Raw genomic sequence first — 15,716 nt, 5'->3', positions numbered from 1 at the left:
ATTAATTTTTATTTAATTCTTTAAACATTTTTTCAAATATTTTTTTATCCGGTTTATTTTCGTACAGAATAAATGTTGGCAGCGTAAATGCTTTTTCATTTCCTTCAACTAAATTTTCAGGATGATATTCGCTTACCGGACTTCCATATAATTTTACATCCGTAACTTTATTTTCATCTATAAATATTTTATACTTTTCTGCGCTTGATTTTAGCAATCCATTCGGTTCATTTTCTTCAAATAAATAATAAATGCTTAATACATTTCCATAAACATTTGTTTGAACCAAATCTCCATTACTAAATTTTAGATAAATTGAATCTCCAGACATTTGGTTAAACCTAAATTGATATACAGAATCTTGTGAAATCATAATTGCATTATTTATAATATCCACATTTTTAATTTTGCTGCTGTCTAAAAAAATATAAATTGAATCTCCGGTAATTTGTGTTTTCTCATACCATAAAATCGGGATTGGTTTTTCTTTCTGTTTTAGGATTGTTATTTCTTCAGAAGCTTGATCGTAAATTGTGAAATCGTTATTTGATAAAAAATCACCGCGAATAATTTTCACCGAATCAATGGCAATTAATTTTGAATTGTTGTCCCTTTTTGCTTCCATATATTTTGATTGAATATACAGCGTATCGTAAGTTGAATCACTAAGTGTTTCAATTTGTGTTAAAAACGGATTCCCGAAAATTTTCGATATATTATTTTGCTTATCATCAAGTAGTTGATTTCCAAAAATTGTTACATTATTTTCTTTGCTATAAATTTTAATTTTACCAAAACCTTCTGTAAGTTTTGAAATCCTAAAATGTATTAAACTATCTGAGTTGATTTTAGAAACTGAATCGGAAACTTCAACATTTTTTGTTGCAATAATTTTCTCAATATCCTTTTCATATATTAATTTTTGCGAATGCAAAGTTGTTACTGAATCATAAAATAAAACATCACCTTTAAATTCTGCAATTTTTGTATTTAAATCATACTTACCTGAATTTGCAAATAAATTTGTCGATTTATTTTCTAAATGAACTAATGTATCTGAAGTTGTAATTTTTTCATTTCCAAAATAATTTCCTTTTTCTGTTTTTATAACAACACTATCTTGAGTTAAAATTACATTGCCAATAAGTATTGCAGAATTTTTATTAATATTTTGAATTGCTTTTCCACAAGTTATTGTAACATCATCTTGAGTGATTATAACATTTCCAATTACTTCTCGAATGTTTTCACCTTCAATAAGTTTACCCTTTAAACTATCGCCAATAATTGTAATTTGCTTTTGATTGCTTTGAGCGATTATTTGAAGTGAAATTAGAATAGAAATTATTAGGATATTTTTTTTCATTACTGCTCAACATTTGTTATGTAAGTAATATCAAAAATTGTATAATTGCGTAAACTTTGATCAGATTCAAATCCATAACCTTCAATAATTTCTTTATCACTTACAATTTTAACAAATTTATCTGTCATTATTTTTTTAGTCTTATTTCTCCAAATTAATTCTTCGGTAGTAAGTGTAACACCACTATCGCTTTTTGCAACAACGTTTTCTATAGCATACATATCTTGAGTTAAATCATCAACTCTTCCTTTTTTCGAAGTTAGTCGGGAATTTTTTTGTTCAGCTTCATTATAAAAATCAACAGTAACTCCTTCAAGATATTTTTCATTCTTATTTCCAAGAACTTTTATAATATCCGAAAAAAGAACCGCTTTTAATTTTCCATTTTCAGTAAAAGTAATTTTTGCATTTCTGCTTTCTTGATCTGGAATTTCTTTACTGTTTATTGAATTATCAATTTTAGGTTTTAATTTTTCTTCACCGCAAAAAATAAATATGAATTGTAACAAAATTATTAGAAAGATTTTTTTCATCTATTTTGCAAACCTAATTTTACCAAATCATGAAGATGAACAAGCCCAACAGGTATACCATTTTCATTCAATGCAACTAAAGAAGTTATATTGTAATTTTCCATTTGCTGAAGTGCAAATGAAGCTAAAAGATTTTCATTAATTACTTTAGGATTTTTCGTCATAATATCTTTGGCTTTTAAATTTTTCAAATCAAGATTTTTCTCAAGTTGTCTTCTTAAATCACCATCAGTAACAATTCCAATTAGTTCATCATTACTATTTAAGACACAAGTTGCGCCAAGTCTTTTTTTCGTCATTTCTAAAATTGTATCTTTAATTGATGCTTCTTCATTTACAGATGGAAAATCGTTAGCTTTATACATAATTTCAGAAATTTTTAGTGATAATCTTTTCCCTAAGCTTCCAGCCGGATGAAGCATTGCAAAATCTTCTTGAGTGAATCCGCGCAATTCCAACACTGCAATTGCAATTGCATCTCCAATTACCAAAGCTGCTGTGGTTGATGAAGTTGGAGCAAGATCATATGGACAAGCTTCTTCTTTTACACTTGCATCAATAACTACATCGCAATCTTTTGCAATTGTTGAATTCATTATTCCTAAAATTCCAATAATTTTTACTTCCAATCTTTTAAACATTAAAATCAAATTTTTCAGTTCTTCAGTGTTTCCACTTTTGGAAATTAAAATTGCAACATCACCTTTTCTAACCATTCCCAAATCACCATGAAGTGCATCTGTGGGATGCAAATAAAATGCTGCAGTTCCAGTTGAGTTAAACGTAGCAACAATTTTTCTGGCAATTAATCCGGATTTTCCCATTCCGGTAAAAATTATTCTCCCAGTTGCATTATAGATTAATTTTACGGCTTCAACAAATGAATTGTTTATTCTTGATTTTAATTCTGTGATAGCATCAAGTTCAATTTCAATAACTTTTTTTCCTTTATCTAAAATTTCTAGATCAAACATTTAATATCCTTTTACTACTTTATCAATTGCCAAAACTTTTTGCAATACTGTTTCTAATTTATCAAGCTGTAATTGACTCCCAGCATCGCTTAGTGCATTTTTCGGATCCGGATGAACTTCTAAAAATATCGCGTCAATTCCAACAGCTGTTGCAGCTTTACTTAACGGCTCAATAAATTTCGGCTCACCTCCGGTTACATTTGAATTGCTTGGCATTTGAACCGAGTGTGTTGCATCCATAATAATTGGGTATCCAAATTCTTTCATAATTATTAATGATCTCATATCAACAACTAAATTATGATATCCGAATGTTGTTCCGCGTTCTGTTAATAAAATATTTTTATTTCCGGTACTTTCAATTTTTTCTATCGCATGCTTCATATCTTCGGGAGCTAAAAATTGTCCTTTTTTAACATTAACTATTTTTCCCGATTTACCTGCTGCAATTAATAAATCTGTTTGTCTGCAAAGAAATGCTGGAATCTGCAGAATATCAACTATTTCAGAAACATTTGCAATATCATTTTCCGTATGAACATCTGTCAAAATCGGAAGGTTGAAATTCTTCTTAACATCTTCCAATATTTTAATTGATTCGTTAAAACCCAAGCTGGTAAAGGAATTTAGACTTGTTCTGTTTGCTTTTTTAAAACTTGATTTAAAGATGAATGGAATATCTAATTTTTTTGAAATTTCCTTAATTTTTTCTGCCGTAGTAAAAGTAATTTCTCTATTTTCAATTACGCAAGGTCCAGCAATCAAAACTAAGGGAAAATTTTCACCAATTTTTATTTTACCGATTTCAACTATCATACTTCGCCATTAAACAAATTATCTTGTTTAATATTTTTTTTTGTTTTATTAAATCTAATGTAAGCCAAATCTGTTGCTTCTCTTCCGCGTGGTGTACGTTGAATAAATCCTTGTTGAATTAAAAATGGTTCGTAAACTTCTTCAATTGTTCCCGGATCTTCATTAACCGAAACAGCCAATGTGTTTAATCCAACCGGACCACCTTTGAACTTTTCTATAATTGTTAGAATTATTGATTTATCCATTTCGTCAAGTCCAAAATTATCAACTTCCAAAGCTTGTAGTGCTTTTTTCGCAATACTTAAATCAATTTTATTTAAATTTTCATAATCGGAAAAATCTCTTGTTCTTCTTAACAAACGATTTGCAATTCGTGGAGTTCCTCGTGATCTTCGCGAAATTTCGTCAGCAGCATTTTCATCAATTTTAACATTTAGAATTTTTGCCGATCTTTTTATAATTTCAGAAAGTAATTCACTTTCATAATAATCTAATCTTGATTTTATTCCAAATCTATCACGTAAGGGAGCAGTTAACAATCCGGCTCTTGTTGTTGCACCAACCAATGTATATTTTGGCAATTTAATTTGAACAGTACGAGCACTTGGGCCGCTGTCAATCATTATATCAATTTTATAATCTTCCATTGCGGAGTATAAATATTCTTCAACAACTGAACTTAGCCGATGGATTTCATCAATAAACAAAACTGAATTTTCTTCTAAGTTTGTTAAGAGTCCTGCAAGATCTCCCGGTTTCTCAAGAACCGGCCCGGATGTTGTTTTTAATTTTACACCAAGTTCATTTGCAATAATGTTTGCTAACGTAGTTTTTCCTAATCCGGGTGGTCCAGTTAACAAAACATGATCTAAACTTTCACCTCGTTTAAGTGCAGCTCCGATAAATACTTTGAGATTATCAGTAATTTTTTTTTGACCGGTGAAATCTGAAAATACTTTTGGTCTAATACTTTGTTCAAAATTCTTTTCATCTTCAGATAAAATTGGATTTGTATTTTCTGATTCTCTCATTTTATATCACTTTAACTTTTTTAAAGGTGAATTTATTTTTCCAATAATTACTAATTCTATCCGAATATAAAACTAGTAAAAACATCAATCCTAACATTAAAAATACAACAACTAATGTTTGATAACTTGTTAAAGTTTTTCCCCAGAATTTATTAAATCCGGGAAATAATGCGCAACCGTACAAAATTATTACATGAGCAACATAAAGCATTAAAGTTTTTTTTCCGGTATCAGAAATAATTTTGGGAATATGATTGAAATTTCTGGCTATAAATGCCATTAAACTATTTGCAATAATTACGTAACCTAATCTTGCAATAATTATTGAATTTGCATAAAGCCAATCTGAAATATTTTGTGGAAGCAAATGACTAAAAGCATAAATTCCTAAGTAAAATCCAACTAAAGAAATTCCAATTGTGAAAAGTAAAATTGAGAATCTTTTCTTAAAGTAAATTCCTTCATTATTACTTAAATAATAACCTAACATTGCTCCGGACAAAACATAAATTAGCCAAGGAAATAAAGGGAAAAAGGAACCGTTTTTACTATACAAATATCCCGTTAAAATTTGAGGTAAATAATTATCCCAATCGATTTTTGCAATTTGCGGACTAACAATAAATAAAATTATAATTGCAATCCCAAGTAAAAGATTTAAATGAATTTTTAAGTAATTTGTAAAAAATGCAATTGTAATAGTTGAAAGCAATCCTGCACCAATTAGATGAAGTGCATCTACGGTTAAAAAAGTATCCCACTGATATTTACTTACGGAAGCAATGTCAAAAATTCTGTGAGTAGGAAATCTTAGTAAGTATCCTATTCCTATTAAAGTAAAACCTCTTTTAATTCCTTTTATTATTCTTGGATTCGAAAAAAAATCGAATTTATCCGGCTTCAATAAATATGTGAAAATTAATCCGGATGAAAACATAAAAATCGGCGCTGTAAATCCGCGCATTGTCAACCAAAAATTATATGCAGCAGATTCGGTATTTCTATATTCATTAGAAAGAAATGTATCAGTTGTATGTCCTTGAATCATCATAAGTACGGCAAATGCACGCATTAAATCTATAAATACAACTCTTCTTTTTTGATTTGATTTCATAAATATAAATTTCAATTAGGGGTAAAAATAATCAAAAAGTGATGATTAAAAAACCAACGATTTTTCCTATGAAATGTAAAAGTTAAAATGAAACCCTAATATATTGTTCTCGGATTTTCTTTTACCCAATTTTTAAGAAAGGTTACAACTTCTGTTGTTGAAGCACCGGGAGTAAATAATTCACCAACTCCTAATTCTTTAAGTTTTTTTATATCTTCATCGGGAATAATTCCACCTCCAAAAAGTAAAACATCATTGATTTCATTCTTTTTCATTTCATCTAATATTCTGGGGAAAATCGTCATATGCGCACCCGATAAAATACTTAACCCTATTGCATCAACATCTTCTTGAATTGCTGCACTAACAATCATTTCGGGAGTTTGACGCAAGCCCAAATAAATAACTTCCATTCCCGCATCACGCAAAGCTGCAGCAATTACTTTTGCACCTCTATCATGCCCGTCCAATCCAGCTTTTGCAATTAAAACTCTAATTTTCTTTTCCATTAATTACCTAATAAATTTTAAGCTAAATAATTTTTTATTTTTGGAAAAACTCCAAAAATTCCGCCGGTATGAAGAAATATAACTTTATTGTTTTTTGCATTTATGAAATTATCATTATATGCATAAAATGCTTTGCCGGTATATGTTGGATCAAGTAAAATTCCCGTCTGCATAAAAAATTCTTTGAATAAATTGATTTTATTCGGAGAAATATTTTTGTAACCTTCTTCAGAATAATTATCCAAAATTTCCAAATTGTTAAAATTTGGTTTTAACTTCAGATTAAATTCTTTAATATTTTCTTCAGTTAATTTTATTATATCTTCTTTCACAATTTCTTTTTTTTCAATTACACTAATTCCGAAAATTCTAAAATTTAAACCAAGTAAAGCTTGACCAACTAATATTCCCGCAGCTGTTCCGCTGCTTCCGGTTGCCAATAAAATTCCATTGAATTTTTTAAGATTTGTTTGTTCCGCAAGTTCCTTAACAAAATTTATATATCCCCAAATTCCCAAAGGAGAAGAACCGCCGGAAGGAATTATGTAACTATTTAATTTCTTTTTTGAAAGTTCATTTTGATCATCCAACATTACATCATCAACAAATTTATATTCTTTTTTTGTGAGAAATTTTATTTCAGCTCCGACAAATTTATCAAGGAATAAATTTCCATCCGGATTTTGATTTGAATTCCCCCAAAGAAAGAGTTTTGATTTAATTCCTAATGAAGCCGCTGCAATGCAAGTTGCTCTTGCGTGGTTTGATTGATCTCCGCCTCGTGTAAAAACATAATCAGCTTTTTTCATTTTCGCATCGTAAAGTAAATACTCTAATTTTCTAACTTTATTTCCGGTAAGTTCAACTCCGGTTAAATCGTCTCGTTTTATAAAAAATTTATTTCCATTAAATTCAATTTGCGTAAACGGAGTTGGAATATTTGCTAGTGATATTTTCTGTGGAATTTTCATTTATACATTCTCTTGAATTCGTTGATAATATAATTTTGCTAATTCCAAATCGTCTTCCGTATCAACAGATATACTTTCGTGATCTGTAACCACAACTTTTATTCTCATCTGATTTTCAAGCATTCGCAATTGTTCAAGTTTTTCAAACTTTTCCAAATCTGTTTGTTTTAAAGTTGTAAACTCTAACAATTTGTCTTTCCGGTAAACGTAAAGTCCGATGTGTTTGTAAATATCCGCAACACGCAATTTTTGTTTATCAGAAATTTCTTCACGAACATAAGGAATTGGCGAACGAGAAAAATATAGAGCGTAATTATTATAATCGAAAACTACTTTTACAACATTTGGCGAATTTAATTCATCAACGGTTGTTATTCTTTTTGCCAAAGTTGAAACCGAAACAGTTTTATCAAATAGCAAAGGTTCAATTGCTTCATCAATCATTTTTCCCGGAATAAACGGTTCATCACCTTGAATATTTACAATAATTTCTGCGGTAAATAATTTTTTTGCAACGAAGGCAATTCTATCAGAACCGGTTTCCATATCTTTTGGTGTCATTTCAACTTGCGCACCAAATTTTTTTGCAATATTGTAAACTCTTTCATCATCAACCGCAATTACAACATCGGAAAGCAATTTGGATTTTTTCGCACTTTCGTAAGTATGTTGCAACATTGGCTTTCCGCCAATTAATTTTAATGGTTTTCCTTGAAGTCTTGTTGATGCAAATCTTGCCGGAATAATTCCTACAATCATTTTTATTTATTATTTATTTTGACTAATTACTTTTGGAACTTTGAAATGTTCATTTGTTTTATCGGGAGCATTTTTTAAAGCATCTTCTCTATTTGTACTTTCCTTCAAAATATCTTCTCTAAATACATTTGAATTTTCAATTGGATGAGATAGTGGTTTTACATTTTCTGTATCAAGTTCATTTAACTTTTCTATATAATTAAGAATTTGATTCATCTCATTTGTATAATTTCCGATTTCTTCTTCAGTAAATTCTAATCGAGCAAGCTCGGCAATTTTTTTTACATCTTGAATTGTTACTGACATTTTACACTCTTAAATTTTTATGGTTTCAATAAAAGCAATTCTTTTTTTAATTGATGGATGACTGTAAAAAAACCATTCCACAAAAGGATGAGGCTCTTTATCACCTAAATTTTGTTCTGTTAATTTATCTAAAGTTTTAATAAAAACATCTTTTTTATTTGTACTTCTAATCGCATATTCATCAGCTTCGTGTTCATATTTTCTTGATAAAATATTTGTAAGAGGAGTTTGAATTAACCCGATCAACATTCCCCAAAGTGATAAAATTGGAAGTGCAGCAATTTGAGTAATGTTTGAAAATCCAAACCAGCTTATAGAATTTGAATATAATAATGAAAGTAAGTAAAGTGTTACAAAACTTGAAATTGTACCAATTACAATATTTTTAATGATGTGTTTATGTTTGTAATGACCAAGTTCATGAGCAATTACTGTTTCAATTTCATCGTTAGAAAATTCATTTGTTAAAGTATCTCCCAAAAGAATTTTTTTTGTTTTTCCTAATCCAGTAAATGCGGCATTGGCCTTTTTTGTGGTTTTACTCATGTTGAATTTAAAAATATTTTCAACTTTTAAATTAACATTTTCTGAAAGTTTGAAAATTCTATTTCGCAAATCTTCATCTTCAATTGGCGATACTTTGTAAAAAATTGGAAGAATTATAATTGGAACAATTTTCGCTAAAATTACTGAAACAAAAAACAATAAAATTGCAAACGGCAGCCACCACATTTCTTGATAATAATTAAGAACGTAGTAAAAAATTAATAATAACGGAATTCCAATTACTCCACCGACAATTGTACCTTTTGTATTTTCCCAAATCCATGCAAAAAAAGTTTGGTTTGATAATTTGTATTTGTGCTCAAGAATAAAATCTGTATACAAATTGATTGGGGAAAATAGAATTGAAAATATTACACCGCTAATAATTACGTAAAAAATTAAAGTAAGATATTTTGAATCGAAAAGTGAATCTCCATAAATTTCTAATTTTTCACTTAATCCGGAAAGAAGAAGAACTAAAATTAGTATGAAAGTTAGAATTGATTTTACAATTCCAAAACCGAGTTTTACATTATTATATTTTTTAGAATCCATGAAAAGTATAATTTTTTTATTGTGCTAAAATTACACTTTTTTTTTGATTTGTGCTTTTTGTGAAGTTAGATGTAAAATTATTTGTATTCAATTTGTAAAAAGAAGATTAAGATAATGATTAAGAGTAAGATTAAGAAACTTCAAAATAGATTTTATAATATTTTTTCAAATTTTTCTTAATCCTAATCTTACTCTTATACTGTTTTTATCACATTTCCTTTTCAGCAGTTAAAATTTTACCTGCTACAAATTGACCTTGATCAATTTGTTCTTGTGTGATGTAAACAATTCCATCTTCATTATGAGGTTTTCCGAAAGTGCTATGAACGGATTTTAGTCCACCTAAAATTTTTCTTGCGTCAGAAATGTAAACTAAATCGCCCGGATTTGCCGACATTTTTTTCATATCGTTTTGTGAAAAGCACATTAAATCTTCACTTGAATTTACAAGTTTCCAGTTTACCTTTATTACTTCTCCATCAGTTTCATTTACTTTACTGCCTTTGAACATTTCTTTAGCTTTAGCCAAACCCCAAACTGTTAAGCCTTCAGTATGAGTTTCTTCAGAATATTTCGAATAATAATTTGCAGAAATAACTACAAATATTAACATCAAGATTGATAGAATCATTAGGATTGGAAGTGAGGCGACATTAAAAATTATCATAACAAAAAATGCACCAGATAAAAATGTAATTCCGGAAACAATTGATTTATGATTTGGGTTTGATTTAATTTTTTTCACCAGCGAAACTTGCTGTTTTCTTGTAAGAGCAGTAATTACTCCCACAAATACACAAACAAATAAATTATATAAAGCTCCAATATAAGTATAAGGATGAGCCGGATCATAAGCAGTTCCGTGGGCAAAAACTTCAATTAATGGTCGCGGATAATACATTCCTAAAACCATTAATGCAACTCCAACAACAAATGTTGCAATAACTGCGGCATTTGTAAATTTCTTCCAAAAGACACCTAAGAAAATTGCAACTACTAAAGGTGGTGTTAAAGTTGAATGAAAATATCCGTGAGCTTCATAAACGGTTGGGAAAGCACTAAAAGGTATAACAGCTAAAACTCCCATTATTGTAAACAAAGCAGTTGCAATTCTTGCAGCAAATAATTCTTGTTTATCTTCTTCTTTTATACTTTTAACTTTTCTTGCTAACCATTTTTTTGCTGGGCGATGAACATCATTAATATAAACAGCCGCTGTTGCATTTAGTAATGTATCTACTGTTGACATTAAAGCTGCAGTTAGTGCAGCCATTACAAATCCAAAAACTCCCGGATGTGAAATAACATTAGCTACAACAACAAAAATATTATCTGGATTTGTATCTGGAGGAACAATTGATGGATTTATTGTTGAAATTGCTTTTCCAATCCAGCCGGCATTTCCCACAACAATTGCAGAAAGCGGAAGCATAAAGAGAATATTAAATGTTGCAGCTTTTCTTCCTTCATCAACACTTTTGGTTGCCATAAAACGCATAACTAAACCCATATTCATAAACAAAAATCCAACAGAACCGGCAATTCCATCTTGCCAGAAAATTCCGACAAAATTAAATCCAGGGGGATTATTAAAATTTGCTAACGGCAATTTCCAAGTAGTTGGAAGAAGTTCCCAAAATAATCCAAATCCGCCTATGTAATCAATTCCCAAAAAGAAAACCAACATTCCGGCAAAAATTAGAACAAACCCTTGAATTAAATCTGTAAATATTACCGCGGTTTGTCCGCCGTAAGTAATATAAACTCCAACAATTAGAGCAATTACTACTATCAATCCCATTAAAGTAATTTCAAAATGAATTCCAAAAATTGTAAATTCTGGAGGAAGTAAAGGCAAAATTGCTTTTCCCATTGTTAAAAATCCAATGCCAACGTAGCCAATCATATATAACAAAAGTAAAATTGTTGCAAGAAATCTTGTTGAGGGGGAAAATCTTTTTTCAAAATATTCTGGAATTGATCTAATTTTTGTATAAACAATAATTGGAAGCCAGCCAAAAATAAAGAACGGAACAAAAAACCAATCGTTCATATAAGTCATTGTGGATGAAAATCCGGCTTCAAAACCCTTTGCTGAATATTTGATAAAACTATGACTTCCAACTCCGGTTGCAACAATACTCATTGCAATAAGCCACCAAGCAAATCTTCTTCCGCCAAAAAAGAAATCAGTTGTTGTTCTATTATATTTACTGAAATATGATCCAAATCCCATAATAACAATAAAGTAAACAACCATAACTATCCAATCGGTTGAAGATCCTAAACTATGATGTACTTCCATAATAAAATTCTAATTTTGTTTGAAATTTTTTGAACTAAAAATAGAGTGCTGCAATTATAAAAATTGCGTGAATTGCCATAAAATAAAAGTAACCAAAAATTGAAATATTCCACCAATAGCGATGACGTTTTTTTTCAAAATTGACCGCTTTTGCTTTTTTCACAATAATCATTCCGCTTAAGAAAAAAAGTCCACCAACAACATATAAATAGATAAAAGGCATCCACGTATCAGCAAAAGTAATCATATTACTCCTAAAAAATTTATTGAATTTCTATAAATATAAAGCAGCAATTATGGATAAAAAATGTATGCTAAAGAAAAATAAAAATCCGCCATACAAAGTTTTGAGCCAAAATTTATGACTTTTTCTTTTTGTATTTAATGCACCGCTTTTTTTAATAATATACATTCCGCTAAAAAAGAAAATTCCGCCGACTAAATACAAATAAATAAATGATCCCCAAACTTCAAAAAAATTGTTCATAACAATCTCAAATTTCATTAATTGATTTTGTTAAAACTAAACTTAACGAAGCCATTTTTTACAAGCAAATTATTTTTGAGTCACATTTTAATCAGAGTGTTTTGCTATTCTTTAAAAAGTTGAAAAATGAATTAAAAATTAAAACATTGCTTTTAAAACTATCCATTTCTAACTTTGTTAGCTAAAAATTTTTACTTTCGAAATAAAGGAGTAGTTAGATATGGGAATGATGGCAAGAATGAGAAGTCTTGCTCCATGGTTTATTATTACAGTTGGAGGACTTTTTGTATTATTTATGGTACTTTCTGATTCAAGAGTTTCAGATATTATTGCAACAAGAAGCAACGATGTTGGATCGATAAACGGTATAAGTGTTTCTTACCAAGAATATTCAAATTTAATTGAGCAATATAGAAAAGATCAACAGCAAAGAACGGGACAAGAAATTCCAGAAACACAAATGGATGCTTTCAGAGATCAAGTTTGGGAAAATTTAGTTTCGCAAAAATTAATTGATGAGAAAATTAAAGAATTAGGAATTACAGTTACAGATCAAGAAATTTTAGATATTATTCAAGGACCAAATCCACCTCAGATAATTACACAATATTTTGTTGATTCAACCGGAAAATTTAATAGACAAGCTTACGATCAAGCAATTTATGATCCGCAAAACAAAGAAGCAATGGTTCAAACAGAAAATATTGTTCGTCAGCAATTAGTTCAACAAAAATTAGCAAGTTTTTTAAATGCATCAATAATTGTTAGTGATCAAGATGTAAAAGATGCTTTTATTCAACAAAATATGAAAATTTCTACAGAATATGCTTTTGTTGATATAAATTCTATTTCTGATAATGAAGTTTCAGTTAATGATGCGGATATCGAAAAATATTATATAGAAAATAGTAAAGAGTTTGAAGTTGATGCTCAAAGACAATTGAAATATGTTCTTTTCAGCAATGGTGCAACAAAAGATGATTCGATGAGTGTGAAAAATAATTTATTGGCAATAGTTAAAAAAATAGCAGATGATACAACAACTTTCAAATCTTATGTGGATATTTATTCCGAAAAACCTTATTCAAAAGATACACTTGCTTTAACAATGTTTGGCGGAGAAGCCGGTTTACAAATTTCTAAAGCTGAAAAAGGAAGTTTGGTTGGTCCGGTTCTAACAAATGAAGGTTATGTTGTTTACAAAGTAGACGATTTTGTAACCAGCAAAGATATGCTTGTAAAAGCTTCGCATATTTTAATTAAACACGGTCAAGATGAAAATGCCGCAAAAACTAAAATTGACGGAATTTATAATCAATTAGTAAAAGGTGCAAATTTTGAAGCAACAGCAAAACAAGCTTCAGAAGATGGAAGTGCTAGAAACGGAGGTGATTTAGGATGGTTCGGCAAAGGTCAAATGGTAAAAGAATTTGAAAATGCATCTTTTAACGGAAAAGTCGGAGAAATTCAAAAACCAGTTAGAACTCAATTTGGTTATCATATTATTAAAGTTACCGGAAAAAGTGATAAAAAATATGTTGTTGAAAAAATTGTAAATGAAGTTAAAGCTTCTGCTACAACTGTAGATAGAGCTTATGATAAAGCTAATGATTTTGCATATGTTGCCGATAAAAAAGATTTTTATTCTGAAGCAGAATTATTAAAAATTGAAGTTAAAGAAACTTCTCCTTTTACAGAAGAATCAAAAGTTATACCCGGACTTGGAGCAAATGTAGGTTTAATAAAATTTGCATTTGAGAATGGAATTGATGATGTAAGTTCTGTATTTAAAGTTCCGGCTGGTTATGTAGTTGCAACAGTTTCAAAAATTACCGATGCCGGCAAAAAACCATTAGAAGAAGTAAAGGAAATTATTAAATCAAAAGTGATTAAAGAAAAGAAATTCGATAAATCAAAATCAATTGCAGAAGAAATCAAAAATAAAATTGGAAATACAAACGATTTTTCAAAAGCTGCCGAAGTTTATAGTAAAGTTAAAGTTTCTGGCGTTTCAAATTTTGCACCAAACGGAAATGTACCCGGAGTTGGAAGAGATTTGGCATTTACTCAAGCTTCATTAGATTCTAAAATAAATACAATTACAAATCCGGTTAAAGGATCAAGAGGATATTATCTTTTAAAAGTAACTCAAAGAACACCTATTGATTCTACAATTTATTCTATTCAGAAAAATTCAATTAGAGAAAATCTTTTAGCTCAAAAGAAAAATATGGTATTTTCTGAATGGATTGAAGGATTAAAGAAAGATGCGAATATAGAAGATAATAGATATCAATTTTTTAGATAATAATAATTTTGTTGAAATCGAAAAGGCATCTTAAAGATGCTTTTTTTTTGAATAGTTGAAATGATTAAAATTTATTTTCAATATATAATTTTGAATAATCCTCTCAGCAAATAATAAAATATTAAAATCAAAAATTATTTTTTCTCTATTTAAATATTCCGGTTGCGATTAAATAAGTTATCATTGCAAAAATTGCCGATAAAGGAATTGTAAGAATCCAAGCCCACAAAATATTTCTCGCAACACCCCAGCGTACAGCAGAAAATCCTTTTAAAGATCCAACTCCAATAATTGATCCAGTAATTGTGTGTGTTGTACTAACCGGAATTCCGGCTAAAGTTGCACCAATAATTGTAAATCCGGCAGAAGTTTCAGCACTAAATCCGCCAAATGGTGTAAGTTTTGTCACTCTCATTCCAAGTGTTTTAATTACTTTCCAGCCGCCAAACATTGTTCCTAATGCAATAACAGTATGACTTAAAATAATTACCCAAAACGGAACGTAAAATGTTTCACCCAAAAAATTATTTGTAAAAAGTACAATTGTAATTATTCCAATTGTTTTTTGTGCATCATTTGAGCCATGACTAAGACTGTAAACTGCTGCCGAAACTAATTGAAGTTTTCTGAAATATTTATCTACTTTGCTAGGTGATTGATTTCTAACAATCCACAAAGTTATAATTGAAAAAAAAGTAGCTCCAATAAATCCAATCAGCGGAGCAAGAAAAATAAAAATTATAACTTTTGTATATCCGGATATTATTATTGCGCCAATTCCGGCTTTAGTAATTGCTGCACCGCCATAACCACCAATAATTGCGTGCGAAACGCTAATTGGTAACCCAAAATGAGTTGCAGTCGCAGTTAAAATAATTGCTCCAACAATTCCGGAAAAAATCACAAAATTATCAACAACATTTACTTCAACTAAACCTTTACCAATTGTTGTTGCAACACTAACACCAAATGCAAATGCTGCAATGAAATTAAAAAATGCCGCCCAGGTAACAGCTTGCAAAGGTGTTAAAACTCTTGTAGAAACAATTGTTGCAATAGAATTTGCAGCATCATTCATTCCGTTGTAAAAATCAAAAATAAGTGCGAGGGCAATAATCAATAAAACAATTTCCATA

The 15,716-nt window shown here is 29.6% G+C and carries 16 protein-coding genes; 1 reads left to right on the top strand and 15 read right to left on the bottom strand.

Annotated features, from left to right (window positions below; genetic code table 11):
• Window position 1: 1 nt before the first annotated feature.
• The 14 genes from lptC (IPM32_08280) to IPM32_08215 all read right to left on the bottom strand — a co-directional run bounded on the left by lptC (IPM32_08280) (window position 2) and on the right by IPM32_08215 (window position 12,272).
• Window positions 2-1,366 (bottom strand): LPS export ABC transporter periplasmic protein LptC, encoded by a 1,365-nt coding sequence (lptC, locus tag IPM32_08280; GenBank protein ID MBK8945255.1) that lies wholly within the window; start codon window positions 1,364-1,366, stop codon window positions 2-4.
• Window positions 1,366-1,899: an LPS export ABC transporter periplasmic protein LptC gene (gene lptC, locus IPM32_08275; GenBank protein MBK8945254.1), complete on the bottom strand. Its 534-nt coding sequence runs from the start codon at window positions 1,897-1,899 to the stop codon at window positions 1,366-1,368. The genes lptC (IPM32_08280) and lptC (IPM32_08275) overlap by 1 nt, the downstream gene beginning before the upstream one ends.
• A complete protein-coding gene (locus IPM32_08270; protein MBK8945253.1) occupies window positions 1,896-2,873 on the bottom strand; it encodes a KpsF/GutQ family sugar-phosphate isomerase in 978 nt (325 codons plus the stop codon). The genes lptC (IPM32_08275) and IPM32_08270 overlap by 4 nt, the downstream gene beginning before the upstream one ends.
• Window positions 2,874-3,689 (bottom strand): 3-deoxy-8-phosphooctulonate synthase, encoded by an 816-nt coding sequence (gene kdsA / locus IPM32_08265; GenBank protein MBK8945252.1) that lies wholly within the window; start codon window positions 3,687-3,689, stop codon window positions 2,874-2,876.
• On the bottom strand, window positions 3,686-4,720 hold the full coding sequence (gene ruvB, locus IPM32_08260; GenBank protein MBK8945251.1) for a Holliday junction branch migration DNA helicase RuvB: 1,035 nt from the start codon (window positions 4,718-4,720) through the stop codon (window positions 3,686-3,688). The genes kdsA and ruvB overlap by 4 nt, the downstream gene beginning before the upstream one ends.
• A 1-nt stretch (window position 4,721) precedes the next feature.
• On the bottom strand, window positions 4,722-5,834 hold the full coding sequence (locus tag IPM32_08255; GenBank protein MBK8945250.1) for a DUF1624 domain-containing protein: 1,113 nt from the start codon (window positions 5,832-5,834) through the stop codon (window positions 4,722-4,724).
• 95 nt (window positions 5,835-5,929) lie between these two features.
• Window positions 5,930-6,343 (bottom strand): cobalamin B12-binding domain-containing protein, encoded by a 414-nt coding sequence (locus IPM32_08250; protein MBK8945249.1) that lies wholly within the window; start codon window positions 6,341-6,343, stop codon window positions 5,930-5,932.
• A 17-nt stretch (window positions 6,344-6,360) separates the two neighbouring features.
• The gene (locus IPM32_08245; GenBank protein MBK8945248.1) at window positions 6,361-7,314 is read right to left on the bottom strand and encodes a pyridoxal-phosphate dependent enzyme; all 954 of its coding nucleotides are present in this window, start codon (window positions 7,312-7,314) and stop codon (window positions 6,361-6,363) included.
• Window positions 7,315-8,073, bottom strand: coding sequence for a 3-deoxy-manno-octulosonate cytidylyltransferase (gene kdsB, locus IPM32_08240; GenBank protein ID MBK8945247.1), 759 nt, complete (start codon window positions 8,071-8,073; stop codon window positions 7,315-7,317).
• 9 nt (window positions 8,074-8,082) lie between these two features.
• The gene (gene gatC, locus IPM32_08235; GenBank protein MBK8945246.1) at window positions 8,083-8,379 is read right to left on the bottom strand and encodes an Asp-tRNA(Asn)/Glu-tRNA(Gln) amidotransferase subunit GatC; all 297 of its coding nucleotides are present in this window, start codon (window positions 8,377-8,379) and stop codon (window positions 8,083-8,085) included.
• 9 nt (window positions 8,380-8,388) lie between these two features.
• Entirely contained in the window at window positions 8,389-9,480 is a 1,092-nt protein-coding gene (locus tag IPM32_08230) for a M48 family metallopeptidase (GenBank protein MBK8945245.1), read from the bottom strand.
• A gap of 208 nt (window positions 9,481-9,688) precedes the next feature.
• Window positions 9,689-11,785, bottom strand: a complete 2,097-nt coding sequence (locus IPM32_08225) for a sodium:solute symporter family protein (protein ID MBK8945244.1) — start codon at window positions 11,783-11,785, stop codon at window positions 9,689-9,691.
• 34 nt (window positions 11,786-11,819) lie between these two features.
• Window positions 11,820-12,032: a hypothetical protein gene (locus IPM32_08220; protein ID MBK8945243.1), complete on the bottom strand. Its 213-nt coding sequence runs from the start codon at window positions 12,030-12,032 to the stop codon at window positions 11,820-11,822.
• Between the two features lie 27 nt (window positions 12,033-12,059).
• Window positions 12,060-12,272 carry a hypothetical protein gene (locus IPM32_08215; protein MBK8945242.1) on the bottom strand — a complete coding sequence of 71 codons (213 nt, stop codon included), beginning with the start codon at window positions 12,270-12,272 and terminating at the stop codon, window positions 12,060-12,062.
• Window positions 12,273-12,492: 220 nt separating this feature from the next.
• Between IPM32_08215 and IPM32_08210 the strand changes: the two genes are divergently transcribed.
• Complete coding sequence (locus IPM32_08210; GenBank protein MBK8945241.1) at window positions 12,493-14,580, top strand: peptidylprolyl isomerase; 2,088 nt, start codon at window positions 12,493-12,495, stop codon at window positions 14,578-14,580.
• Between the two features lie 145 nt (window positions 14,581-14,725).
• On the opposite strand, the gene IPM32_08205 is transcribed toward IPM32_08210, so the two are convergent.
• Entirely contained in the window at window positions 14,726-15,715 is a 990-nt protein-coding gene (locus IPM32_08205; protein MBK8945240.1) for an inorganic phosphate transporter, read from the bottom strand.
• Window position 15,716: the final 1 nt, after the last annotated feature.

It is taken from the genome of Ignavibacteriota bacterium (genome assembly GCA_016716225.1).
GTDB lineage: Bacteria > Bacteroidota > Ignavibacteria > Ignavibacteriales > Melioribacteraceae.
Note: the sequence above shows the minus strand (reverse complement) of the source record. Positions and strands in the feature narration are given on the sequence as shown.

Coding starts and splice junctions, on each gene's coding strand:
- lptC (MBK8945255.1), bottom strand. CDS start 1,366: ATGAAAAAAAATATCCTAATAATTTCTATTCTAATTTCACTTCAAATA.
- lptC (MBK8945254.1), bottom strand. CDS start 1,899: ATGAAAAAAATCTTTCTAATAATTTTGTTACAATTCATATTTATTTTT.
- IPM32_08270 (MBK8945253.1), bottom strand. CDS start 2,873: ATGTTTGATCTAGAAATTTTAGATAAAGGAAAAAAAGTTATTGAAATT.
- kdsA (MBK8945252.1), bottom strand. CDS start 3,689: ATGATAGTTGAAATCGGTAAAATAAAAATTGGTGAAAATTTTCCCTTA.
- ruvB (MBK8945251.1), bottom strand. CDS start 4,720: ATGAGAGAATCAGAAAATACAAATCCAATTTTATCTGAAGATGAAAAG.
- IPM32_08255 (MBK8945250.1), bottom strand. CDS start 5,834: ATGAAATCAAATCAAAAAAGAAGAGTTGTATTTATAGATTTAATGCGT.
- IPM32_08250 (MBK8945249.1), bottom strand. CDS start 6,343: ATGGAAAAGAAAATTAGAGTTTTAATTGCAAAAGCTGGATTGGACGGG.
- IPM32_08245 (MBK8945248.1), bottom strand. CDS start 7,314: ATGAAAATTCCACAGAAAATATCACTAGCAAATATTCCAACTCCGTTT.
- kdsB (MBK8945247.1), bottom strand. CDS start 8,073: ATGATTGTAGGAATTATTCCGGCAAGATTTGCATCAACAAGACTTCAA.
- gatC (MBK8945246.1), bottom strand. CDS start 8,379: ATGTCAGTAACAATTCAAGATGTAAAAAAAATTGCCGAGCTTGCTCGA.
- IPM32_08230 (MBK8945245.1), bottom strand. CDS start 9,480: ATGGATTCTAAAAAATATAATAATGTAAAACTCGGTTTTGGAATTGTA.
- IPM32_08225 (MBK8945244.1), bottom strand. CDS start 11,785: ATGGAAGTACATCATAGTTTAGGATCTTCAACCGATTGGATAGTTATG.
- IPM32_08220 (MBK8945243.1), bottom strand. CDS start 12,032: ATGATTACTTTTGCTGATACGTGGATGCCTTTTATCTATTTATATGTT.
- IPM32_08215 (MBK8945242.1), bottom strand. CDS start 12,272: ATGAACAATTTTTTTGAAGTTTGGGGATCATTTATTTATTTGTATTTA.
- IPM32_08210 (MBK8945241.1), top strand. CDS start 12,493: ATGGGAATGATGGCAAGAATGAGAAGTCTTGCTCCATGGTTTATTATT.
- IPM32_08205 (MBK8945240.1), bottom strand. CDS start 15,715: ATGGAAATTGTTTTATTGATTATTGCCCTCGCACTTATTTTTGATTTT.